Origin of the sequence: Mesorhizobium sp. NFR06 (assembly GCF_900115245.1) — a bacterium.
Lineage (GTDB): Bacteria > Pseudomonadota > Alphaproteobacteria > Rhizobiales > Rhizobiaceae > Mesorhizobium.
On sequence record NZ_FOVT01000002.1, the window covers coordinates 317682 to 341895 of the forward strand.

Annotated in this window: 22 protein-coding genes; 7 read left to right on the forward strand and 15 right to left on the reverse strand. The window is 64.8% G+C overall.

The window, feature by feature from the left end; all coding sequences use genetic code 11:
* Positions 1-49: 49 nt before the first annotated feature.
* From F3H96_RS05710 to F3H96_RS05730, 5 genes are all read right to left on the reverse strand, one after another.
* On the reverse strand, positions 50-853 hold the full coding sequence (locus F3H96_RS05710) for an ABC transporter permease (protein WP_149790954.1): 804 nt from the start codon (positions 851-853) through the stop codon (positions 50-52).
* 86 nt (positions 854-939) lie between these two features.
* On the reverse strand, positions 940-1923 hold the full coding sequence (locus tag F3H96_RS05715) for an ABC transporter substrate-binding protein (RefSeq protein WP_149790955.1): 984 nt from the start codon (positions 1921-1923) through the stop codon (positions 940-942).
* 363 nt (positions 1924-2286) lie between these two features.
* Positions 2287-3042: an SDR family NAD(P)-dependent oxidoreductase gene (locus tag F3H96_RS05720; protein ID WP_244619914.1), complete on the reverse strand. Its 756-nt coding sequence runs from the start codon at positions 3040-3042 to the stop codon at positions 2287-2289.
* Between the two features lie 82 nt (positions 3043-3124).
* Positions 3125-3895: an SDR family oxidoreductase gene (locus tag F3H96_RS05725; protein WP_149790957.1), complete on the reverse strand. Its 771-nt coding sequence runs from the start codon at positions 3893-3895 to the stop codon at positions 3125-3127.
* 142 nt (positions 3896-4037) lie between these two features.
* Positions 4038-4871 (reverse strand): GNAT family N-acetyltransferase, encoded by an 834-nt coding sequence (locus F3H96_RS05730; protein WP_149790958.1) that lies wholly within the window; start codon positions 4869-4871, stop codon positions 4038-4040.
* Positions 4872-5108: 237 nt separating this feature from the next.
* Here F3H96_RS05730 and F3H96_RS05735 point away from each other — a divergent pair, with 237 nt between their 5' ends.
* On the forward strand, positions 5109-5975 hold the full coding sequence (locus F3H96_RS05735) for a hypothetical protein (protein ID WP_149791170.1): 867 nt from the start codon (positions 5109-5111) through the stop codon (positions 5973-5975).
* A gap of 28 nt (positions 5976-6003) precedes the next feature.
* On the opposite strand, the gene F3H96_RS05740 is transcribed toward F3H96_RS05735, so the two are convergent.
* On the reverse strand, positions 6004-7206 hold the full coding sequence (locus F3H96_RS05740; RefSeq protein ID WP_149790959.1) for an ROK family transcriptional regulator: 1203 nt from the start codon (positions 7204-7206) through the stop codon (positions 6004-6006).
* A gap of 222 nt (positions 7207-7428) precedes the next feature.
* Between F3H96_RS05740 and F3H96_RS05745 the strand changes: the two genes are divergently transcribed.
* The 6 genes from F3H96_RS05745 (at position 7429) to ugpC (ending at position 13495) form a co-directional block, all read left to right on the forward strand.
* Entirely contained in the window at positions 7429-8667 is a 1239-nt protein-coding gene (locus F3H96_RS05745; RefSeq protein WP_149790960.1) for an extracellular solute-binding protein, read from the forward strand.
* A gap of 78 nt (positions 8668-8745) precedes the next feature.
* Positions 8746-9630: a sugar ABC transporter permease gene (locus tag F3H96_RS05750; RefSeq protein WP_149790961.1), complete on the forward strand. Its 885-nt coding sequence runs from the start codon at positions 8746-8748 to the stop codon at positions 9628-9630.
* Positions 9630-10475 carry a carbohydrate ABC transporter permease gene (locus F3H96_RS05755; RefSeq protein ID WP_149790962.1) on the forward strand — a complete coding sequence of 282 codons (846 nt, stop codon included), beginning with the start codon at positions 9630-9632 and terminating at the stop codon, positions 10473-10475. The genes F3H96_RS05750 and F3H96_RS05755 overlap by 1 nt, the downstream gene beginning before the upstream one ends.
* A 2-nt stretch (positions 10476-10477) precedes the next feature.
* Positions 10478-11494 (forward strand): SIS domain-containing protein, encoded by a 1017-nt coding sequence (locus F3H96_RS05760; protein WP_149790963.1) that lies wholly within the window; start codon positions 10478-10480, stop codon positions 11492-11494.
* Positions 11494-12432: a PfkB family carbohydrate kinase gene (locus F3H96_RS05765; protein ID WP_149790964.1), complete on the forward strand. Its 939-nt coding sequence runs from the start codon at positions 11494-11496 to the stop codon at positions 12430-12432. The genes F3H96_RS05760 and F3H96_RS05765 overlap by 1 nt, the downstream gene beginning before the upstream one ends.
* Positions 12419-13495 carry a sn-glycerol-3-phosphate ABC transporter ATP-binding protein UgpC gene (gene ugpC, locus F3H96_RS05770; protein ID WP_149790965.1) on the forward strand — a complete coding sequence of 359 codons (1077 nt, stop codon included), beginning with the start codon at positions 12419-12421 and terminating at the stop codon, positions 13493-13495. The genes F3H96_RS05765 and ugpC overlap by 14 nt, the downstream gene beginning before the upstream one ends.
* 149 nt (positions 13496-13644) lie before the next feature.
* Here ugpC and F3H96_RS05775 read toward each other — a convergent pair whose 3' ends face one another.
* From F3H96_RS05775 to F3H96_RS05815, 9 genes are all read right to left on the reverse strand, one after another.
* A complete protein-coding gene (locus tag F3H96_RS05775; RefSeq protein WP_149790966.1) occupies positions 13645-15159 on the reverse strand; it encodes an aldehyde dehydrogenase family protein in 1515 nt (504 codons plus the stop codon).
* Between the two features lie 185 nt (positions 15160-15344).
* Positions 15345-16619, reverse strand: coding sequence for an RNA polymerase sigma factor (locus F3H96_RS05780; RefSeq protein ID WP_149790967.1), 1275 nt, complete (start codon positions 16617-16619; stop codon positions 15345-15347).
* Positions 16616-16990, reverse strand: coding sequence for a YciI family protein (locus F3H96_RS05785; RefSeq protein ID WP_149790968.1), 375 nt, complete (start codon positions 16988-16990; stop codon positions 16616-16618). Before F3H96_RS05785 ends, F3H96_RS05780 begins: the two co-directional genes overlap by 4 nt.
* Before the next feature lie 110 nt (positions 16991-17100).
* Complete coding sequence (locus F3H96_RS05790; protein ID WP_149790969.1) at positions 17101-18192, reverse strand: DNA topoisomerase IB; 1092 nt, start codon at positions 18190-18192, stop codon at positions 17101-17103.
* Positions 18193-18255: 63 nt separating this feature from the next.
* Positions 18256-18999 carry a hypothetical protein gene (locus tag F3H96_RS05795; RefSeq protein WP_149790970.1) on the reverse strand — a complete coding sequence of 248 codons (744 nt, stop codon included), beginning with the start codon at positions 18997-18999 and terminating at the stop codon, positions 18256-18258.
* The gene (locus tag F3H96_RS05800; RefSeq protein ID WP_149790971.1) at positions 18996-19856 is read right to left on the reverse strand and encodes a glycosyltransferase; all 861 of its coding nucleotides are present in this window, start codon (positions 19854-19856) and stop codon (positions 18996-18998) included. Before F3H96_RS05800 ends, F3H96_RS05795 begins: the two co-directional genes overlap by 4 nt.
* A complete protein-coding gene (locus F3H96_RS05805; protein WP_149790972.1) occupies positions 19856-20791 on the reverse strand; it encodes a glycosyltransferase family 2 protein in 936 nt (311 codons plus the stop codon). The genes F3H96_RS05800 and F3H96_RS05805 overlap by 1 nt, the downstream gene beginning before the upstream one ends.
* A gap of 120 nt (positions 20792-20911) precedes the next feature.
* Positions 20912-21796: a transglutaminase family protein gene (locus tag F3H96_RS05810; protein ID WP_149790973.1), complete on the reverse strand. Its 885-nt coding sequence runs from the start codon at positions 21794-21796 to the stop codon at positions 20912-20914.
* Positions 21797-24208: a circularly permuted type 2 ATP-grasp protein gene (locus F3H96_RS05815; protein WP_149790974.1), complete on the reverse strand. Its 2412-nt coding sequence runs from the start codon at positions 24206-24208 to the stop codon at positions 21797-21799.
* Positions 24209-24214: the final 6 nt, after the last annotated feature.

Below are 24214 nucleotides of genomic sequence, written 5' to 3' on the forward strand. Positions count from 1 at the left end.
GTCATTGCCATCCTTGATCCGACTGCGGTTTGCAAGGTTGCGTTCAAAATCAAGGTGCCCATGGCGCGACCCTCGCTCGAATAATGCGGAATGCCGTGTCGGTGATAAGACCCAGAAGCCCGATCGCGGCGATCGCCATGAAGATCACATCGACCTGGAAGCCGCGCATCGCCTTGAGGCTGATATAGCCAAGGCCGCTCGATGCGGCGACGAGCTCTGCCACGACCAGATAGGTCCAGGCCCACCCCATGGTGACGCGAAGCGTGTCGAGGATCGTGGGAAGCGCGGCGGGAAAAATCACGTGCCACACCGCTTCGCTGCGCTTGGTACCCAAAGTGTAGGAAGCGTTGACCAGATCCCTGGAAACGCCGCGCGCGCAATCGGAAATCATCACGAGCTGCTGGAAGAAGGTGCCGAAGAAGATGACCGCGATGCGCTGCTCGATGCCGATGCCGATCCACAGGATGAACAGGGGCACGAAGGACGTCACTGGCAGGTAGCGGATGAAATTGACCAGCGGCTCCAGCGGCGCCTGCACCGCCCGGTAGGTCCCCATCCACAGTCCCAGCGGCACTGCAATCACCGAGGACACGATGAAGCCCAGGATCACCACCTTGGCGCTGGTCAAAGTGTGGTAGAAAAGGCTGCCGTCCAGGGACATGCGGTAAGTCGTCTCGAGCACGGTCCCGGGCGTCGGCAGGAACATGTTCGGCACGACGCGGCCATAGGACAGCAAAGCCCAGCCGCCGATCACGACCACCCACATCGCCAACGCGAGTGTCGTTGCGGTGCTGGCGGGAATGTTGGCGAATGGGGTCGTCAGGCGCGTCCACGCCGTCCGCCTCTGTGCCATAGGATGGCCTCCGTTGATTTGGGCGCGCAATTTGGCGCTCGAGAAACGGGCCGGCTCGAAACGGCCGGCCCGACGATCTCGAGGGCTCACTGTTCCTTGATGAAACCGGTGTCCAGGATGGTTTTGGCGTCGATCGTCATCTTGAGCTTGCCGGCCTTGCCCCAGATGTCCTGCGCGAAGTTCACCAGGTCGGACGCCTCGCTCTTCTCCGGCGTGCCGAAGAATTCCAGGTTGCGGGCGCGGTCGTAGTAGCGCACGCCCTTGGCCCCGGCGGCGAAATCCTCTGGCTTCTCGAGATAGCCGCCAATACCCTTGGCCATGATCTCATAGGCCTTGTCCGGGTTGGTCTTGATGTATTCGACCGCCTTGTAATAGCCCTTGATGAGCGCCTTGACGTCCTCGGGATGCTTCTCGATCAGGTCGCATTTTAGCGCGATCACGTCCACGATCAGGCCGGGGGTGGTCGTGGAATCGATCAGCACCTTTCCCTTTCCGCCCTTGCGGACTTCGGTGAGGTGCGGCTCCCACGTCACGGCGGCGGGAACCTGGCCGGCAATGAAGGCCGTCGCGGCATCGTCGGCGGTCATGTTGGTAACGCTGACATCGTCCTCGGTCATGCCTTCCTTTTTCAGGAGCACGTTGAACCAGAATTCGGAAACAGAGCCCTCGTTCAAGGCGACGGGTTGGCCTTTCAGATCCTTGAGCGACTTGACGTCGGCCTGCGTGACGACGCCGTCGCCGCCGTGGCTGTCGTCGAGCGCAAGGACGTATTTGAAGCAGAGCTCGTCCGAGCGGTATTTCATCAACTCGTCGACAGTGGAGGCGGCGCCGTCGAGGTCGCCGCCGGCCACTGCCGCCATGTAGAGCGCTGATTCTTCGATGACCTTCAGGTCGACGTCGACGCCGGCTTCCTTGAAGTAGCCGAGGTCGCGGGCAAGAAACAGCGGTCCGTAACCCACCCATGTGGTCATGCCGAGGCGAATGGCGCCCGCGTCGGCAGGGGCGGCAAGCGCCAGGCCCAGCAGGCCGGCGCTGACCGTGGCTGTCAGGCAGTTTCGGAGTGTCTTCATGGTCGTGGTTCCCCTATGGATGTTGGCCGGCATCGGCCACATCAAGTGGCGCGCGCCAAGCTGTGTTTCGGCAGCCGCTCTCTTGTTAAGCGTCGTCTCCCAGGCGGGCCTTGTTTTTTTCTAGGTCCCGCAAGAGAGCATCCGGGCCGGACCGCAAAAAGAAGTCTTTTTCTGTCCTTTGCTTCGCCGAAACCGAAGCGGCGGGCCTGTGGGTGTCACCGGCAGCGCGCTGTTGGGGCGAAAGCGAGGCTCCAATGCCATCGCTATGACCGACGCGATATGCAAATGGCGCCGATTCCGAGTCTGGGGAACCCTGGTAGCGGTCTCCCGCTACCGCTCCTTACTTTTTGCTCTCGCTCGCGCTTAGACCTTGCGTTCCTGCAGGATGTTGCCGCCGTCCACGACGAGAACGGCTCCGTTGACGTAACTGGCCGCGTCGGATGCCAGGAACAGCACGGCGGCCGCGACTTCATCGGGGCTGCCGGCGCGTCCGAGCGGGGTGTTGCGGGCGGCGGCGAGTTCCTCCGGCGTCGAGGCGCCCGTTGCGATCCACCCAGGCGCCACGGCGTTGACCGTCACGCCGCTGCGTCCGACCTCCAGGGCAAGCGCATGCGTCAGGCCGAGCATGCCGGCCTTGGCGGCGGAATAGGCGGCCTCGCCTTCGTTGGATACGAAAGGTCCCGTCACCGAGGCCATGTTGACGACGCGCCCATGGCCCCGTTGCACCATGCCGGCCAGGAATCCGCGCGTGCTCAAAAAGGCGGTTTTCAGGCTGACCTCGATGCCACGGTCCCAGTCGCTTTCGCTGAGATCGAGAAATCGCCGCTGCAGCGCGGGCTGGGCAACCGTGCCCATCCCGGCATTGTTGACGAGGACGTCGATTGCACCGACCCCGGAACGAAGACGCTCGACATCGCCCGAGAGCGTCAGGTCGGCTACAAAAGCGCGGACATCCAGCCCATCCGCCCGCAGTTCCTCTGCCCGTTGCTCGACGCGAGCGGACGAAGCGGTGATGGCGACCGCAAGGCCGGCTTCGCCCAGCGCACGCGCGGTCGCGATGCCGATGCCATCGGCGGCGCCCGCGCCTGTGACCAGCGCCTTGCGGGATTTGCGAAACACGACCATTTCCCCTCCACGATGCAGGCGCCAACATGTCGGCGCGGGCAATCATCGCCGTGACGAAACTGAGCCCACGATCGGTTCAGTAGCCGGCGCTTACGCCGAAATCGATCGAAAGCGCGGCCCCGGTGATCGGCGCCGCGCCAGGCTGGCAAAGATAGTGGATGAAGGACGCAATCTCTTCCACCTGAATGAACCTTGCTTTGTCCCCCTGCGGATAGTGCCCCAGAAGCCGGCGCTTGTAGCCGTCGGGGTCGTCTCCACCATAGGTCCTGGCCTGGTATTCGATCATCGGTGTTGCCGTGTCGCCCGGACAAACGGCGTTGACCCTGATGCCGTGCGGAGCGAGTTCCAACGCGAGAGCCTTGCTCAGCAGCACCAGTCCGCCCTTCGAGGCGCAATATACAGCCGCCCCGTTGTTGCCGACGATGCCGGCGTCGGACGCGATGTTGACGATCACGCCTTGCACCGCCGCCAGATGAGGAATGGCCGCCGAGATCAGAAAGAACGCCCCCTTGAGATTGACGTCCAGCACCAGGTCCCACTGGTCTTCCTCGACCTCGTTTGCCGCCCCCTCGAGCCAGACTCCGGCGGCGTTGACGAGAACGTCTAAGGCGCCGCCCCAGTCTCTGGCCTTGCCCACCACGTTACGGCAGGCGACGACGGAGCGGATATCGAGAGGCAAACCGATCGCATCAGCCCCGGTCGCGGCAATCTTGGCCACGGCGGCGTCGAGCCTGGCGCCGGGAAGATCGGCAAGCGCGATCCGTTCGCCGTCAGCCGCGAAGCGCAATCCGGTCGCGAGGCCCATTCCCCCGGCGCCGCCAGCGATCAGGACCGTTCTGCCAGCCATTCGAAAACCTCCACAAACGCCGCCCAGGGACAGCGGAAGCCATCGCCTCATCCCATGTCCCTCAAGCCATGTCATTGCGACATGTCGCATGGACCAGTCGGGCAAGACAATGGTCCCAGAGCTCCGGTCCTCCCGCCCGCGATCATCCCAACTCAAGCGTCGTGATGCCGAAGACCATCGACGGGGCGCTGCCGGGCTTGCCGCCCTTGTACATGCGTGTCGTCGTGAAGCCCGGAAGCAGGCCGGCGGCCTGCAGCGCGGCTGTGAATGCAACCTGGCTGGCCGGCACGTCGATATGCAATGCCTCGCCGGCGATTGCCTCCGAGAGGTTCGCCACCAATGCCAGGGCCAGGTCCGTTCCGTCGGCGAACAGCGGCCCGATCTTGAAACCCTCCCGGCACCGACGCGCCACGCCGTAGCCGGCAATGCCGGCTGGTCCGGCACAGAGCAGCGCGATCCGCGGCGGCTGCAGCCACTCCCGAAGGAAGGCTTCCCGCGGCGCCGGGAAGCACTGGCGATCGTAGGCAAATATCTCAGCCATGCCGGCGGCCGTCACGGGCCGTATATCGGCGCCACCAGGCAATCCGGCGGGGCGGCCGCTGAAGCGGACGGTCTCATAGGCAGGCACGAAACCCATGCGCTGGTAGTTGGCCCGCTGCTCGGCCACCCCGTCCAGACCGATGATGCGATTGCCGAGGCGCGCCATGCCGGCGTCCCAGACCGCTTTGCCGTGGCCTTCGCCGCGCCGGTCCGGCCGGCAAATATAGAGGCCGATGAAGCCGAATCCCGAGCCGTATGCGACAGCTGAAATGCCGGCCACCATCTCACCGCCGACAAAGGCGCCGATGAACCCCTCCGGATCAGCCGTCCGCAGCGCGGCGGCATCGCCGATACCTGGATTCCAGCCCTCCCTCGCCGCCCAATCGACGAGCGTTCCCACTTCACTGGCGGTCAGCGTCCGGATCGTTCTCGGCATCGTTTCCCTCTTTGGCGGCGACCGCATCTTGGTCAGGCATCAAACCACCAGGATAGGCCGCGCGGCGCCCCTGTCGCCAGCGGGTCATTGACCAATGCTCGCGATGGTCGCGTCCGTAGCGACCGCATCGCCGGCGACGACTTCCCCATCGTTGTTCCAATGGGCAACTGGACACAACCGGCGAAGATCGGGAATCTTCATTTGTCGTTGCTTGGAATCGCATGGAGTACCGCAGGAATGCCGCTGAGTGCCGCAGAGATCGCCCGTCATCCGGCAGTGCTTCGCGGTGTCCAGGAACAGTCACGCACGCTCATCCACATCTACCAAACAAGCCCGCGGCTGGCCGCCGTATTCGCCACTCAGCAGCGCTGGCTCCTCGGTCATGTCGGCCTGGCCTTGCATTTCCGGCGTGATCCCAATGACCGCCGCACCGAAATGACGATTGCGCGTTTCATCGACGTGGTGCGCCGCAATTCCGTGGCCAGCCGCAACACCGCCGAGGCCTTCGTCAAGGAGATGCTGCACTACAACATCGCCGAATATATTTCTGTCAGCGGTGACGGCCGCGCCCATCCCTTGCGGGTCACGCAGGCCACCATCGAGACGTTCATCGGCTGGATTCATGCGCATCTGAAAACGCTCGACCGCATAGACGGCGGAAGCCGGCTGACGAGCTTTCTCGATCGACCGGAGATGCTGTCCACGTTGCAGCCGCTGATCGCTGACGGATTGCTGACCTGCGCGGATGTGCGGGAACCAAGGCAGACTTTCTCGTTGTTTATCTGGCTAAATAACGGCGGCATCGCGATGGATTGGCTGATGTCCGGCATCGATCCGGAGGACGCCCATCTCGACCGGATACCGACCAGCGTCATTTCGATCAGTGAATTCGCCCGCTGGCTAAAACTCTCACGCACCCATCTGGCGCGGAAACTCCACGATGCCGAGGCGCTCGGCAGCATCGGCTGGGTCGGTCAGCGCGGGCATTCCGTGATGTGGGTTTCGCGGCAGTTCTTCGACGAATACATGGCCGTCCAAGCGTCCAAGCTCGCCGTTGTGGACGAGGCCTTCGAGGCCAGTATGTCGGCTGTGAAAGAGCGCTGACACGCAAAACCGGCGTCGAATAGGCGGTCTATCCAGCCTTCAGGATAGCGGAAAAACGCGGATCGAAGGCCCGGCTGATCGGCTCGGCCGCGGCGCCCACGGCGATCGCCCAGGGATCCGTGGTGCCCAGTTGCAGGCGCGGCAGGCGCCGGCCCGGACGATCCGCGATCGACGGCAGCAGCGGATGCATAGCCTGAAGCAGAAGCCTGGCCAACGCCTCGGGCGCGCTGCTGGTGAGGATGACGGTCAGCGGATCGAAGATCGTTTCAATCAGATGCACGCTCCAGCGCAGGTCGGATGCGGCTCTTTCCACCCAGCCCATGACCCTCGGATCTTCAGCAAGCGCCAGCGCGCCGAGCTTCTCGTAAAGCCCCCTCTCGGTGGGGTCTATGCCGAGATGCTGGTAGAGCGAGGCGAGCGAGGCCCGGTGCTCCAACGGCGTCGAGCCGGGGCCGGCCGGCGAAAGCAGCGCCATGCCGACCTCGCCCGCGTTGCCGTTGCCGCCGCTATAGAGTTCGCCGTTGAGGATCAGCCCCGCGGCTATGCCGTAACCGACATAAAGGCAGACGGCGTGGTCGACGCCATGCGCGGCGCCGACGATCCGCTCCGCCGTTGCACAGGCCGCCGCATCGTTCTGCAAGCCGACATCCAGTCCGGTGCCGTTTGCCAGCGCTTCCACCAGCGGAAATTGCTGCCAGGCCGGCATCATCCATTTGTTGTCAGGGTTCTTTAGCCCGAACGGCCCCGGCATGGCGACGCCGAGCCCCACCAGCCGCCGCTCGGACTGGGCAAACAACGAAGCCAACTCGCCTCTGACGCGGCCGACCAGGCCGAGGATGATCTCGACCCCGGCCGAGGGCTCGTCGAACGGGAGGCCCGCCTCGGCACGCGCGATCACTTTGCCGACGAGGTCGACCACGACGACGCGTGTCAAATGCCGGTCGATCTGCAGTCCGACGGCAAAGGCGCCCTCGGGCACCAGCCGGTAGGGCGTGAAAGGCTGCCCCCGGCCCTTGCGCACCGCATCCAGCGCCACGACCAGGCCATCCTGCTCGAGATCCTCGATGATGTTGGAAACCGCCTGCTTGGTAAGCTGCGTCGCCCGCGCCAGGTCGGCACGCGAAAGCGCGCCGTTGAGCCGCAGCGCCTCGATCATGACGCGGCGGTTATGTGCGCTCGTGCCTTCCTGGTTGGTGCCGCTTTTGGCACGGATCGGGCTGATGTCGTGCACTGTCGTTTCCCCTCTTGACTCCATTAAAGGATTGATCGACTAATTAAGTCAAGCGAATTGACTTAATGGTGAAACCGGGACGATTGGAAGAAAAAGACGGCGTGGCTCCGAAGCTGTCGCCGCGCACCGTTCCGGCAGATCCGGTCACAACGCGATGCGAATTCGAGGAAGCGGCGCAGCCTTTGCCGTCCACTCGCAGCTGTCGAAAATGGGAGATGACAAATGCTGAAATCGATCGGTAAGACACTTCTGGGCGCGGTGTTCGTTGGCGGACTGTTCGTCCCGCACGCCTTCGCTGAAACCACCCTGAACGCGCTCTTTATGGCGCAGGCCGCCTATAGCGAGGCCGACGTGCGCTCCATGACGGAGGCCTTCACCAAAGCCAATCCGGACATCAAGGTGAACCTGGAATTCGTCCCGTATGAAGGTCTGCACGACAAGACGGTGCTCGCCCAAGGCTCCGGCGGCGGCTACGACGTGGTGCTGTTCGACGTCATCTGGCCGGCCGAATATGCCACCAACAAAGTGCTGGTCGACGTGTCGTCGAAGATCACCGACGACATGAGGAAGGGCGTGCTGCCCGGCGCCTGGACCACCGTCCAATACGACGGCAAGTATTACGGCATGCCGTGGATCCTCGACACCAAGTACCTGTTCTACAACAAGGAAATCCTTGAGAAGGCCGGCATCAAGGCGCCGCCGAAGACCTGGGAAGAACTCGGCGAGCAGGCCAAGATCATCCAGGACAAGGGCCTGTTGAAGACGCCGATCGCCTGGAGCTGGTCACAGGCCGAAGCCGCGATCTGCGACTACACCACGCTGGTCAGCGCCTATGGCGGCGACTTTCTCAAGGACGGCAAGCCGGACTTCCAGAACGGCGGCGGCGTATCGGCGCTGAAATACATGGTCGACAGCTACAAGTCGGGGCTCACCAATCCGAATTCCAAGGAATTCCTGGAAGAGGACGTCCGCAAGGTGTTCGAGAACGGCGATGCCGCCTTCGCGCTGAACTGGACCTACATGTACAACATGGCCAACGATCCCAAGGACTCCAAGGTCGCGGGCAAGGTCGGCGTCGTGCCGGCGCCGGGCGTTGCCGGCACCAGCGAAGTCTCGGCCGTCAACGGCTCCATGGGCCTTGGCATCACCGCGGTGTCGAAGCATCCCGACGAAGCCTGGAAGTACATCGAGTTCATGACCTCGCAGGCGACGCAGAACCAGTATGCCAAGCTCTCGCTGCCGATCTGGGCTTCGTCCTATGACGACCCGGCCGTCACCAAGGGCCAGGAAGAACTGATCGCCGCCGCCAAGCTCGGTCTGGCCGCCATGTATCCGCGCCCGACCACGCCGAAATATCAGCAGTTGTCCACCGCTTTGCAGCAGGCCATCCAGGAATCGCTGCTCGGCCAGACGACGCCGGAAGACGCGCTGAAGACGGCTGCCCAAAACAGCGGCCTCTGATCCATCACGCACCATTTGCGGGCGGCCTCGCGCCGCCCGTATTGTTTCTGGACCGACGAAGCAAGAGAGGCGCCTTGGATGTCAGGCACCTGGATGACGACTCGCGCGTGGCTGTTGATGCTGCCGCTTCTGGTGATCATGGTAGCCGTCATCGGCTGGCCATTGGTCGATACCGTCAGGCTCTCCTTCACCGACGCCCAACTGGTCGGCACGGCGGGCAACTATGTCGGCTTCGACAATTACGCCAACATGCTGACGAGCTCGAACTTTACCCGCACCTTGGTGACCACCACCTGGTTCGCGGTCATCTCTGTCGCCGCCGAAATGGTGATCGGCGTGCTCGCGGCCCTTCTGCTCAACCAGGAATTCCGCGGCCGCGCCGTGCTGCGCGGGCTGATGATCCTGCCCTGGGCGCTGCCCACCGTCGTCAACGCGACGCTCTGGCGGCTGATCTACAATCCCGAATACGGCGCGCTGAATGCAGCGCTGACGCAGCTCCACATCATCGATGACTACCGCTCCTGGCTGGGTGAGCCGGGAACGGCCCTGGCGGCGCTGATCGTCGCCGACTGCTGGAAGAATTTTCCTCTTGTTGCGCTGATCGCACTGGCCGCCCTGCAAGCGGTGCCACGCGATATCACCGCCGCGGCATTGGTCGACGGCGCCGGCCCCTTCGCCCGTTTCCGCTTTGTCATCCTGCCCTATCTCGCCGGTCCGTTGATGGTGGCGCTGGTGCTGCGCACCATCGAGGCCTTCAAGGTCTTCGACATCATCTGGGTCATGACGCGCGGTGGGCCTGCCAACAGCACGCGCTCGCTGTCGATCCTCGTCTATCAGGAGGCCTTCTCCTTTCAGCGCGCCGGCTCCGGCGCATCGCTGGCCCTGATCGTCACCTTGCTCGTCACCGTGCTTGCCGTCGCCTATGCGACGCTGGTGAGGAAGACCGCCGGGAGCGCTGCCTGATGGAACGCAAGAGCCCGGTCTTCACCGCTTTCATCCATATCTGCGCCATCCTGCTCGCAGTGGTGATCCTGGCGCCGCTCGCCTGGCTCTTCGTCATGAGCATATCGCCGGCGGCCGATCTTGCGGCCAAGCCGTTGCGCTGGTGGCCGCAGGCTGCCGACTTCTCCCGCTATGCGCAGCTTCTGTCGAGGGCCGAAAACAGCGCCGGCGCCGCCTTCACCGCATCGCTGCGCAACAGCCTGGAGGTAGCCGGCATGGCGACGCTTGCCGCAATCCTGCTTGCGGTGCCCGGCGGCTGGGCCGTCTCGCGCACGCCTTCGGTCGGCTGGTCGCTGTCGATGGTGATCGCCACCTACATGTTGCCGCCGGTGGCGCTCTCCGTGCCGCTCTATATGGGCCTGTCCTATCTCGGCCTGCTCAACAACGTCTTTGGCCTCGCGCTGATCTATCTGACGATTCTCGCGCCCTTCACCACCTGGCTGATGAAGTCGGGTTTCGATTCCATCCCGCGCGAGATCGAGGCCGCGGCGATGATCGACGGCGCGGGACTGCTCCAGACCTGGCGCATCATCACCCTGCCGCTGGCGGCGCCCGTGGTGGCGACATCGGCGCTGTTTGCGGTGCTGCTTGCCTGGGATGAGTTCTTCTACGCCTTGCTCTTCACCTCCGACCAGCGGGCAAAGACGTTGACCGTCGCCATCGCCGATCTCGCCGGCGGCCGCGTCTCCGACTACGGACTGATCGCCACCGCCGGCGTGCTCGCGGCTTTGCCGCCGGTGCTGATCGGCCTCGCCATGCAACGCGCGCTGATCTCGGGTCTCACCAGCGGCGGCGTGAAAGGATAGTGATGACTGCGCAAAACAAACGCCCGGCAGGGCTTGTCGCGATCGACCGCGAGATGGCGCGCCAGCATGAGGATGCGCTCGCCTCGTTCGAAGACAATGATGAAATAGCCGCCAAGGTCGCCGCGTCGATCAGGCGGAGCGGCAGGCTCGTCCTGCTCGGCATGGGCGCCTCGCATGCCGTCGCCCGCGCCGTCGAGCCGCTCTATCGCGAGCATGGCATCGATGCTATCGCGCTGCCGCTCTCGGAGCAGCTTGGACAGCCGCTGCCGCTTGTCGGCAAGACGGTCGTCGTCACCTCGCAATCCGGGGAGAGCGCCGAGGTGCTGCGCTGGTTTGCCGAGACCGGCGAACACGCCGAAACCTTCGGCCTGACGCTGGAGGCCGGTTCCTTCCTCGGTCGGACGGTGCCTTGCCTCGTCGGCGCCGGCGGGACCGAGCTCGCCTTTGCCGCGACCCGCAGCCTGACGGTGACCTTCGCCCTGCATCTCGCCATCCTGGCCGCGCTCGGCGAGGATCCTGCCGCAGCGCTAGCCGTGCTCAAGGCCCCGGAGACGATTGCAATCGATGCGGCACTGGCAGCGCTTGGCGATGTGACGACCGTGGTCACATCGGGCCGCAGGCTCCAAGGCCTAGCCGAAGCATTGGCGCTCGGCCTCACCGAACTGTCGCGCCTGCCTTGCTATTCCCTCGAAGGCGGCCAGCTTCGCCACGGGCCGATGGAGATGCTCGGCCCGAAAGTCGGCATCGTCCTGTTCCGCGGGAAGGATTCGACGGCGGACCTCGTTACTGCCATGGCAGTCTCCGTCGTCGAAGCTGGCGCGCCGCTGATCGTCTTCGACGCTTCGGGTATGTCGCCGGTCGCGGGCGCCGTCACATTGACGTTCAAGCCTGCCTCCGGGCTGGCGGCAATCTTTGCCATGCTGCCGGTGGCTCAGCGCCTGATGATCGCCTTCGCCGATTCCCGCGTCGGGAATGCCGGAACGCCGGTGCGCACCTCCAAGGTGACACGGAGCGAATGATGCGGCCGCTTGCGGTTATCGGCAACGTCAATGTCGACCTCATAGTCGGCCCGGTCGCGCCGTGGCCGAAGGCAGGCACCGAGACTGTCGTCGACCACGACGATCTGCGTGTCGGCGGCCAGGCAGGCAACACCGCGCTTGCCTGGCAGTCGCTGGGCATCGATTTCGAGATCGCCGCCAATCTCGGCGACGACCAGTTCGGCCGCTGGCTGCGAGAGGCGTTCGGATTGCGTGCGCAAAAATGGCCGGTTCGTCCCGAAGGCACGACGCTGTCGGTCGGCATGACCCATCCCGACGGCGAGCGCACCTTCTTCACCACACGCGGCCACCTGCCCCGCTTCAGCTTGGGCGACGTGCTCCGCGTGCTCGATGGAAGACGGCTTTCCGGCGGCTATGCGTTGCTCTGCGGTTCCTTTCTGACCGACGACCTTGCCCGCGACTACGGCGCGTTTTTCGACTGGGCCGAAGCGCATCGGATCGCAGTCGCGCTCGACACCGGCTGGCCGATCGACGGCTGGTCGGAGGCGAATTGCGCGGCGGCGCGCGGCTGGCTGTCGCGTTGCGAATTGGCTCTCTTCAACGAAGTCGAGACGACGACATTGGCCAATCTGGCCGACCCGGCGGCGGCGGCGCGCAGGATCCGCGACGGCATGAAGGGCGGAGCGACGGTCGTCGTCAAGCGCGGACCGGACGGCGCGATCGCCATCGGCGCGGACGGCGAGCTTGTTGAGGCGGCAGCACCTCGCGTCGCCGTCGTCGACACGATTGGCGCCGGCGATGTCTTCAACGCCGCCTTCCTGGCCGCGCTGGCACAGGAGCGACCGCTGAAGAATTGCCTGTCCGCCGCCATCAGCGTGGCGTCACGCGCCATCTCAACCTTGCCCCGCGACTATGGCGGGCCGATCCAATTCGAGGATGCCGTCCATGAGCGCGCTTGAAATCCGCGATGTCCGCAAGAATTACGGCAGCGTCGAGACGCTGAAAGGCATCGACATCGCGCTCGAGAACGGCGAGTTCCTGGTGCTGCTCGGCTCCTCGGGCTGCGGCAAGTCGACCCTTCTCAACATCATCGCGGGTCTCGCCGAGGCAACGAGCGGCGACGTGTTGATCGGCGGCCGCTCGGTGCTTGGCGTGCATCCCAAGAACCGCGACATCGCCATGGTCTTCCAGTCCTACGCGCTCTATCCGAACCTGACCGTTCACCGCAACATCGGCTTCGGCCTGGAGATGCGCAAGGTTCCCGTCGCGGAGCGCGACAAGGCGGTGCGCGAGGCGGCGAGACTCCTGCAGATCGAGAACCTGCTCGATCGCAAGCCCGGCCAGTTGTCCGGTGGCCAGCGCCAGCGCGTCGCCATCGGCCGGGCGCTGGTGCGCAAGCCGCAGGTGTTCCTGTTCGACGAGCCGCTCTCCAACCTCGACGCCAAGCTGCGCCTCGAAATGCGTACCGAGTTGAAGCGTCTGCACGAAATGTTGCGAACCACGGTCGTCTACGTCACCCACGACCAGATCGAGGCGATGACACTGGCGACCCGGATCGCCGTCATGCGTGACGGCCGCATCGAACAGCTCGGCACGCCTGAGGAGATCTACAATCACCCTGCGACGCTCTATGTCGCGGGCTTCGTCGGCGCGCCGGCGATGAACACGCTGGAAGCGGTTGTCGAGGACGGCAAGCTCGCGGTCGCCGGCACGGATGCGTTGCTGGCGTTGCCGGCGCGCTACGCGAGCGCGGCCAGCAACGGCGCTCAGGTCATTGTCGGAGTGAGGCCGGAAGCGCTCCGTCTTGGGCCGGGCAGCGGCGCGGATCTGTCGCTGCCGGTCGAGATCGACGTCGTCGAACTGACCGGCCCCGAGCAGGTAACCACCGCCCGGGCCGGCACCCAACAGCTGACGGCGACATTGCCGCCGCAAGCCCGCGTCGCCAAGGGCCAGCCATGCGCCTTTGTCTTCGACGCGGACGCGCTTCGCCTGTTCGATCCGGCCACGGGCAAGGCGTTTTGAGGAATTCCCCGCACGGCCAGTGAAAACCGACGCTGAAAGGCGTCAGAACGCTGCGGCGTCACCACATTCGACAGGCCGTCCGCCCGCGTCGACTGGACCGTGTCTCCGGCAATCGCAAACGGCGCGGCTTTTGGCGACGCCGTTTCGGTTTAATCGATGTCGAACGAAACGCCCTGCGCCAAGGGCAGCGCTTTGGAGAAGTTCACCGTGTTGGTGGCCCGGCGCATATAGGCCTTCCAGGCATCCGAGCCGCTCTCGCGGCCGCCGCCGGTTTCCTTCTCGCCGCCGAACGCCCCGCCGATCTCCGCGCCCGACGTGCCGATGTTGACGTTGGCGATACCGCAGTCCGAACCGTCGACGCCGAGGAAACGTTCCGATTCCTGCAGGTCGCGGGTGAAGATCGACGACGATAGGCCGGCGCCGACGGCATTGTGCTGGTCGAGCGCCTCGTCGAAATCGGAATATTTCATCACATAGAGGATCGGCGCGAAGGTTTCTTCCGTCACCGGAGACACCTGCTTCGGCATCTCGACCAGCGCCGGATGCACGTAATAGGCGTGCGGATAGCTGTTCTCGACGCGCGTGCCGCCGGTCACCTTGCCGCCATGCGCTTCAGCTTCCTTCAGCGCCTTCTGCATGTTGTCGAAGGCCGCCTTATCGATCAGCGGACCGACCAGCGCCTTGCCTTCCAGCGGATTGCCGACCGAGACGGACTGGTAGGCCTTCTTCAGCCGCGGCAGCAGCGCGTCATAGACGCTGTCATGCACGAACAGGCGCCGCAGCGTCGTGCAGCGCTGGCCGGCGGTGCCCATGGCACCGAAGGCGATGGCGCGCAGCGCCATGTCGAGATCGGCGGTCGGGCAGACGATGCCGGCATTGTTGCCGCCGAGCTCCAACACCGCACGGGCAAAGCGCTTGGCGAGCCTCGGACCGACCTCACGACCCATGCGGGTCGAGCCGGTGGCCGAGACCAGCGCCACCTTGGGATGGTCGACCAGCACCTCGCCGGCGGCGCGGTCGCCGATCAGAACCTGCAGCAGACCTTCCGGCGCGTCGGCGCCGAAGCGCTTTGCCGCACGCTTGAAGATCGCCTCGCAGGCAAGTGCCGTCAGCGGCGTCTTTTCCGACGGCTTCCACACCACCGAGTCGCCGCAGACGAAGGCCAGCGCCGAATTCCACGACCACACCGCGACCGGGAAGTTGAAGGCCGAGATGACCCCGACCACGCCGAGCGGATGCCAGGTCTCCATCATGCGATGTCCGGGGCGCTCGGTGGCAATGGTCAAGCCATACAATTGCCGGGAGAGACCGACGGCGAAATCGCAGATGTCGATCATCTCCTGCACTTCGCCCAGACCCTCGGACGGGATCTTGCCGACCTCGATCGACACCAGCCGGCCGAGCTCGTCCTTATGCGCGCGCAATTCCTCGCCCAGCAGCCGCACCAGTTCGCCGCGTTTCGGCCCCGGCACCAGCCGCCAGGACTGGAAAGCCTTGTGCGCGGCATCGATGGCCTTGCCGGCATCGGCGGCCGAGATCGATTTCAGCGCCGCGATCTGTTCGCCCGTTACCGGGCTGCGCACGATCAGGTTGCCGCCCGAAAGCGTATTCCCGGCGACGCCCAGTTTCTCAAGAAGTGACGCCGTTTCCTTCGCCAATGTCATTTTTTTCCCTTTCAGATCCCGCCTCTCATAGAGCGGAAGTGGAAGCCATGCGCCATGTGGTGATCCGTGCCGTCGGGCACAGCCGGGCGCATTCATGGCGTGGCATTACTCGTTTCAGGGAGAAACCGCCACCCCGGCATGGTCTAAGCCCGGCGCGCAAAATTGGGCCAGGCAGCGAAGCCGGATCAGCGCGCCTTCTGGATCGAGGGCTTTTCGCTGCTTTCCTTGATCAGGCGATCGATATGCATGCGGATATGCGCTGCTTCGGCGGCGGTGTTGGCCAGCGCGATGGCGCGGTCGAAGGCGATGCGGGCTTCCTCGTTGCGGCCAAGCTGCATGAGCAACCCGCCCCTCAGCCCGAAGAAATGAAAATAGCCCGACAGCCGCTCTTCCAGCGGCTCGATCATGGCAAGCGCCGCTTCCGCGCCGCGTACCTTGCTGACCGCGACGGCGCGGTTCAGCGTCACCACCGGCGACGGCTGCATCTGCTCCAGCAGACCGTAGAGCAAATCGATCTCGGTCCAGTCGGTATCTTCGGCCGTTGCCGCGCGAGCGTGAAGCGCCGCGATCGCCGCCTGCACCTGGTAGGGACCGGGCTTGCGATGACGCAGCGCCTTGTCGACCAGCGCCAGGCCCTCGTCGATCATCTTGCGGCTCCAAAGCGAGCGGTCCTGATCCTCGAGCAGGACGATCTCGCCGTTCTCGTCGAAACGCGCCGGTGCCCGTGCATGCTGCAGCAAAAGCAGCGCGGTCAGCCCCATGATCTCCGGCTCGGCCTGGAACAGCCTCAGCAGCAGGCGGGCAAGGCGGATCGCCTCTTCGCAAAGCGGCGCGCGGGCCGGCGCCTCGCCGCCATTGGTCGAGTAGCCTTCGTTGAAGATCAGATAGACCATGGCCGCGACAGCGGCGAGCCGTTCCGAGCGCTCTACGGCGCCCGGCGTTTCGAACGGCACGCCGGCATCGGCAATTCGTGCCTTGGCGCGTGTGATGCGCTGCTCCATGGCGCTCTCGCCGACCAGGAAAGCGCGCGCGATCTGCTTGACGGTGAGGCCGGAGACGATGCGCAACGCCACTGCGATCTGTTGCGTTGCCGGCAGGTCGGGATGACAGCAGATGAACAAGAGCCGCAATATGTCGTCGCGGTAGTGCGCGCCGTCCAGCCGCTCGGCCATGTCGCCTTCGGCGTCGTCCAGATCGGAGATCTGATCCTCTTCCGGCATCGGCGCCTGCTTGGCGCGCTTGCGCACCGCGTCGATGCCGCTATTGCGGCCGACGAAGATCAGCCAGGCCGCCGGATCGCGCGGCGGCCCGTTCTGCGGCCAATTCTTGAGTGCCCTGAGACACGCATCCTGGAAAGCCTCTTCCGCGGCGTCGAGATCGCGGAAGTAGCGCAGCAGCGCGCCCATCGCCTGCGGACGGGCGTTGCTGATGGCGGCGCTTATCCAGGCAAGCTCTGTCATACCGCGACCTTTTTCGGGTTGAAGACCGAAACCGGCCGGATCTCGTAGGAACCGCCGCTCGGATTGACCTCGGAGAGTTCGCGGGCGAACTCGACGGCTTCATCTAGATCGCGGCATTCGAGCGTGTAGAAGCCGAGGAATTGTTCCTTCGTCTCGGCGAACGGCCCATCGAGCACGATCGCTTCGCCCTTGACCTTTCTCAGTGTCGTCGCGGCAGTCGTCGGCAAAAGGCGCGCCACCGGTCCGAGCCGGCCGGCCTTGGCGTATTTGTCCTGCACGTCGAGAAGCTTTGCCATGACCTCGTCATCCTGTTCCTTGCTCCATGAGCACACGACGTCTTCGGAGGCGTAGCAAAGAATGGCGTAGAGCATGGCAGGTCCCTTCCGTATCAAAGGACGCGACAGTAGGACCCTTCCCGACACAAGGTCGATAAAAAAATTTGACGGCGATCACGGGCTTGGTGGGCTTTCGCGACTGACCGTCAGGCGCCGTGCACCTGCAGCCATCTGAGCACCAGCGTTTCTTCTTCGTCGAGGCCGGACATCAGGCGTTTGCGCTTGTTGGCCTCCGCCATTTCGTCAAGCAGGCGCCCCTCGGCCCACGCCTCGAACACCAGCGGATGAATATAGCATTTGCGGCAGACGGCCCGGCTATTGCCCAACCGGTCGGCGACCTTGTCGACAATGCTGTTGATCACCCGGTTTTGCTGCCCTTTGCTGTCCGGCAGCTCAGTGCGCGCAAACAGCGACGCCGCATGAATGGTGCCGCCCCAGGTGCGGAAATGCTTGGAGCTGAATTCGGCGCCGCAAGCCTCGCGAATGTAGCCGTTGACATCCTCCGAGCGCACCGGCCGCCGATCGCCGTCTTCATCGAGATATTGAAACAGCTTCTGTCCCGGTAGGTCCTGGGCCCCGCGCACGATCTTGGCGATGCGGCCATCCACCAGCTTCAGCTTCCACTCCTTGCCGGATTTGCCCTTGAAGGCGAAGCGCAGGCTGGAACCGGTGATCTCGACATGGCGGTCGCGCAACGTGGTCAGCCCGAAACTCTTGTTGTCGCGCGCGTAGGCCGCGTTGCCGATGCGGATCATGGTGTTGTCGAGCAACCAGACCACCGAGGCGACGACGCGCTCCAGAGGCAGCCCGTGCTTGCGCAGATCGGCATCGATCCGCCGCCTGAGAACCGGCAGGCTTTCGGCGAAGGCGACGAGGCTGGAATATTTGACGCCGTCGCGTTCCTCGGTCCATTGTGGATGATAGCGATATTGTTTGCGGCCGCGTTGATCCCTCCCGGTTGCCTGGATATGGCCGTCCGCATCGGGCGATATCCACACATCCGTCCATGCTGGTGGAATGACGATCGCCTCGATGCGGGCAAGCGTCGCTTCGTCGACGGCTTTGCCATTGGCTCCCAAATAGGAGAACCCCTTGCCTTTCCTCAATCTGCGGATGCCGGGGTCGGTATCGCTCACATATGTCAGCGACGCGCTCTCGGCGGAGGTCTGCCCACCGTTCCTCCGCGTTTCCTCGTCCCGCACTGAACGGTCCGAGGAAGATTGCGACTGCTGCAACATGCCGGCTCCGTGAAATAGTCCGTAGATAAAGCCGCGTGCCGGTGACTGGTTCCGAAGGGCGCTTCAGCCCTGCCGGTTGGCAGATAGATCTACCATCCACAGCCCGCCGTCGTCGGCATGGGCGGGAAAATACCCTCGACCGTCGGGTACGGCCTCGAGGATCATTCCCGACTCGTCCGCCAGATAGTCGTAACCGATCTGCTGCAGCTGGCGATGCGGATCGAGACGGTTGTAGAGGTCGCGACGCGCCGCGCGCCGCTTTGGCTCGATCATCTTCAAATGATAGAGATTGAGACCGCTGTCCTTGAGGCTGAAGTCGATGTTGTCGGGAAACCAGGCGCCATGCAGATCCTTCGATCGATAGCGGTCAGGATGGTAGGCGCAAAAAAGCCTGTGCTGCATTTTCTGGCCCCAGGCTCCGTCGGTTCTGTAGCTGGCCGGCGTATACATCTCCCGGCAGCGGAATCCCCATGCGACATGCCTGGACCCGCTGGTCAATCGACCGATGCGGCTGGCGAGAGCATTTTCCATCCTTTCGTCGGGATCCATGGCCAGGACCCAATCGGCGCCCGCCTCATGGGCCGCGGCGATAAGCGCGCGCCGCCTTCGCGGCTCGCTGCTGAAAACCTCGTCCGAAGCGCGATCGTCATAGGCGATCCAGCCGTCGACGACAGGGTCGAGATTGGCGATGAGGTCCGGCACGAGATGCTGATCGTAGCGATAGCTGAAGACGGCGACGATTTTCCGCCGCGACCAAAACAAGCGACCGCGGCGCCGGCGCGGCGGCTTCATCTCGACGGTGATCATCGGCGGCAGCCCGTCTTGTCGCCATACCGGGCACCGACATATGCCCCCACGGATTTGGCGAACAATGCCAGCCACGCGATCGGCAGCGACAGCCTTGCGAAGGTCCTCTCCTTGCCGGACAGCCCCTCCTTGGCCAGCTTGCCGACATTGCGCCGGTCCCGGAACACCTTCCGGAAAGGGCGCGCTTCGAGGGATCCAAGATAGGCGCCGTAGCGGCGCCCACGCCGATACTGGTCCGCAAGCAATCCAAACAGGCGTGTCTCGTTGCGATGGACGGTCAGGATCCGCGGCTCCCAGACCGGCCGCAGGACTTCCGGCAGCCTGGCCATGAATTCGGTGTCCTCCCCCGACGTCATCCGCTCGTCGAACGCCCCGTATTGATCGAACAGCTTTCGATCGAACGAAACACCGTAGCGCTGCGCCCTTTCACCGGAAAGGCCCGGCAGGCGTCGCATATGGGTGACGAGATGCGCCGCGCAGGCGACCAGATTGCGGGGATGGCTGTTGACGATGGCGCTTGCCACCGCCGCGTCGCCCTCGCGGTGTCGCCGCAGCCGGATTTCGGCCCATCGCGGGCACGCCAGGCAGTCATGCGCGAGAAAGGCGACGAACCGAGCCTGCGTTGTAGCGATGCCGAGATTTCGTGCGGCGCCGGCAAACAGCCGCTCCCCGACCTCGATGACCTTCACGTCGATGCCGTCATTGGCAAGAAGCGCCTTGGCGTTGCCGCCGCCGGAATTCACGACCACGATTTCGAGCGGAATACTCTGGTCGAGCACCGACCTTACCGCGGCTGCCAGGTCAGGGGGTGCCCGGTAGCCAATCACCACGACTGCGAGCTCCGGCCTCTCGGCCATCAGGCGCGTTGCAGTTGGCCGGCCGGCGCCGAAAACCGGCGACGCAGCGCGATCTTCAACCGATAGCGCATGCAACGCCAGACATCCGCGCCGGCCCGTGGCGCGGCCTCGGCCACCGTAAGGAATCTTGCCGCCGTGTCGATATCGCCGCGCGCGTAGTGAACGCGCGCTATCTTCAGAGCGACGAGGCCCTCCCTGGTCTTCAGGGACCGCTCTGCGATGCCGCAGGACCGGAGTCGGCGCAGCGCCAGCCGCCATTCGAGAAAGCGCGCGGCAGGTCTGACCGTGAAACGATCGTCGGAACGCTCCGCCGACACGAAATAGATGAAGACGGGTTGTGTCACGACCGCAAGCGAGGCCTTGGCCATCACGCGGGCCCAAAACAGCGTGTCTTCGTCGTAGGCAAGGCCGGTCGGGAATCTTGCTTCGCCGATAGCGCGCCGTGACAACAGGGCGCTGCCGACCGCGATCGATCGTATCCGCCCTTCGAGATAGGCGCAGGCATTGCCAGGCCCGCTTGCAGTGTAGCCGCCCGGCATTTTGTTCGACCGCTCCTCGCCATTCACTCGCCGGCGGTAGGCACCAACCACCATGTTGGCCCCGGGTTGCGCCCTGGCCTTGGCCAGCAGCATGCGCAGCCCGCCTTCCAGATGGACGTCGTCGGCATCGATCATATAGATCCAGGGAAAGCGGGCCTGCTCCAGCGCCAGGTTCCTGGAGCCGCCGGCGTCGCGACAGCTCGACTTGATCACGCGCAGCGGCAAGGCAAGCCGCAACGCCATTTCCGTGGCAACGGCGGCAGTGGCGTCGGTCGAAGAATCGTCGACCAGAAGCACTTCGCCGATAATCGCTTTTTCCGGCGCAAGCGACACGAGCGTCCGGGCAATCGTCCGAGCCGCATCATGTGCCGGAATGATGACGCTGACTGCTTCCAATGCCCTCTCCGCGCCACTGCCCATTCGCAAGCGCCCGTCAGTTCCTTGCCAACCCCGACGCGCAGATTACCGGCCGCATTTGTGCTTGAGAAGCGGCTGTAGGGCAATCGGGATCGTCATTCATACCTTCTCGACGGCGACCGGGATGACATCGACCGCCTGCTCGCCGACCTGACCGCCCGTCGTCTTCAGCACGCCGACGATCGGCGCCACGTCGGAATAGTCGCGGCCGTAGCCGACGGTGATATGGTCGTTGCTCGCCCGCATGCCGTTGGTGGGGTCGAATTCCTGCCAGCCGGTATCGCGCCCGCACCAGGCCTTGACCCAGGCATGCATGGCATCCGCGCCTTCGAGCCGCGGTTTGCCCTTTGGTGGAATGGTGCGCAGGAAGCCGCTGACATAGCCTGCCGGAATGCCAACCCCGCGCAGGCCGGCAATCATGATGTGCGAGAAATCCTGGCACACCCCGCGCTTCAGCGCAAAAGCGTCGCTCGCCCGGGTCTGCACCGTCGTTGCCTTGCCGTCATAGGTGAAATCGCGATGGATGCGGTTGCAGAGATCGACCGCCGTGGCAACCGCCGAGCCGGCGAGGCTTTCGCGCGCATAGGCAGTGATCGCCGTATCGAGCCCGGCATGGTCGCTGGCGGCGAGGAAATGATGGGGCGCGGTGGGCGACAGGCTGCGCACGGCTTCCAGTTCCGCCTTCAGGCCATGAATGTCCGGCGAGACGTCGAGCCCGGGTTCCGGCCGCGAGACAGACACGCGCGCGCTCATCCGGATGTCGAGCGTCTCGTGCGCGTCGCGAAAGGCGATCGACGTGACGTTGTTGCCGAAGAAGTCGGAAAAATCGGCACGCTCGGCAGGCGGCGGCTGGAAGGACAGCGAGGCGGCGATCACCCGCTGCACCCCGGCAATCGTCTGCGGCAGGACCCGCACCTGATGCCGTCCGCCGCCGGCGGCGGCGGCGTATTCGTAATGCAGATGAAGCCTGATGTCGTAAAGCATCTAACCGAAATAGGCCCTGGAGAGGCTGTCGTAGAGGTCGCCGATCTGGCCGGCGAGGTCGTCGAGCACCTTGGCGCTCATATCCGACGGCTCCATGACGGCGATTGCCGTGTTGAGCTGCAAGATTTCCTTGGCGGCTGCCGACATGTGTCCCTCGCCGCCGATCGAAGGCAGCATCCCGATCTCGGCCTTCAGTCGCTCGAGCTGGAACAGGATGGATCGAGGGTTGAGCGGATCGAGCGCGAGCAGGTCGATCACCGTGCGTCGCCCGGCCTGCACCGGATACTGCCGGCGGTGGGTCATGACGCTATCGCCGATCTCCAGCATCATGTCGAGCGCGCCGTCGGGCGCCCCGTGCCTGGTCAGGCGGCCAAGCGTGCGGGCAATCTGGATGCCGCGTTCCAGCCGGCGACCGATCTCCAGGAAGCGCCAGCCGGTGAAGCGGTACATATTCTCGTGCAGCAGGCCGGAGAAGCCGGCGAGCTTGCGCAGCATGACCGTCATCGCCCGCGTCGCGTCGTCTCCGGGCGCGACCGTGTCCGCGAACTTGTGGATGGTCTTCGACAGGTCCTTCAGCGCCAGCCAGCCATCGGGCGAGAAACGATCGCGAATCTGGCCGGCGCTGTAGACTGCGCTGTCCAAAGTCCCGATCAACCCCAGCGGTACCGCCGTTTCGACGTCGATGCCGAACGGCTCGAGATAGTCCCTGATGTCGGCAAGCAGCGGCATGTCCGGATCGGACGTCTCGGCGAGCCGCACATGATAGGCGCGCAGCACACGCACCGTGTCTTCCGATCGCTCGATATAGCGGCCGAGCCATGTCAGGTTCTCCGCCGCGCGGCTTGGCAGGCTACCCGGCATAGTGCGGGTGAAGCCCTCATGCTCCTGCGGCAGCAGCGTTTCGCGCTCCACCGGCCTGTCGCTGACCACCCAGACATCGGCCGCCTGGCCGCCGCGCTGCATGGCGATCGCGGTCGGATCGAGCGAGAAGCCGACGCGCGCGAAGCCGCCCGGCATCACCGTCCAGCCTTCGGGCGTGCGCGCCAGATAGACTCGCAGGCTGGCGGGCCGCGGCTCAAGCAGGCCGCCGACGAACACCGGCGTGGTCGACAGCGTCACCGCTTCCTGGCCGACGAAACCGGCGCCCTCCGCCTCGATGCGCGCGACAAGCTCGGCTCGCTCGTCGTCCGACAGGGACGATCCGAGCCGGGTCGCGCCGTCGTCCTCGAAGGCAAGCCTGGTCAACAGCGCCGGGCCGACCACCATGCGGTCGATATTGGCCAGCACATGACTTCGCTCGGCCTCCTGCCCGCACCACCATGTGGCGATGTTCGGCAGGCTGAGATCGTCGCCTTGCAGTTCCCGTGCGATCCTGGGCAGGAAGGACAGCAGGGCCCGCGTCTCCATCAGACCCGAGCCGAGCGCATTGACGGCGGAGACCGAGCCGCGCCGGATCGCCTCGACCAGCCCGGGCGTGCCGATCTGCGACTCGGGCCTGAGTTCCAGCGGATCGGCAAAAGCGGCATCGAGCCGCCGCCACAAGACGCCGATCGGCATCAGACCGGAAACCGTTCGCACCATCAGCCTGCCGCCGGACACGGTCAGGTCCTCGCCCTCGAGCAGCATGATGCCGAGATAACGGGCAATGTAGGCGTGCTCGTAATAGGTTTCGTTGAGCGGTCCCGGCGTCAGGATGGCGACTCGGCCGCCGGAGTCCTTGGCCATGCCGTTCAGCGCGTCGCGGAAGCGGCGAAAGAAGCCGGCAAGCCGATGCACATGCATCTCGCCGTAGATGTCCGACAGCGCCCGCGTGGTGGCGACGCGGTTCTCAAGCGCGAAGCCCGCGCCCGACGGCGCCTGGGTGCGATCGCCCAGCACCCACCAGCGGCCGTCCGGTCCGCGACCGAGCTCGAAGGCGACCATGTGCAGGAAATGCCCGCTGGCCGGCCGGACGCCGGCGACGGGGCGCAGATATTCAGGGCTTGCCGCAATCAGCCCAGCCGGCAGGATGCCCTTCTCGATCAGCCGGTTCGGCCCGTAAATATCGGCGAGAATCGCCTCGAACAGGTCGGCGCGCTGGACGAGGCCGGCGCTGATCCCGGCCCATTCCTTCTCGTCGATCAGCAGCGGGACATGCGCCAGCGGCCATTCGCGCTCATTGGCGCCGGCCTTGTCATAGACGCGATAGTAGACGCCGGCATCGCGCAGGTACTGGTCGGCGCGGGCAAAGCGCTGCCCAAGCCGCTCCGCTCCAAGCCCGTCCAGCGCGTCGATGAAGGAGCGCCAGGCCGGGCGCGCATTGCCCGCGTCGTCGACCATCTCGTCGGCGACGCCTTCGATCGGCCGGTAGCGTTCCAGCAGGCTCTGTGCCCGTGGCCTGCCGCCCGCCCGTTTCTGATTCCCCTTGGCCATTGTCGA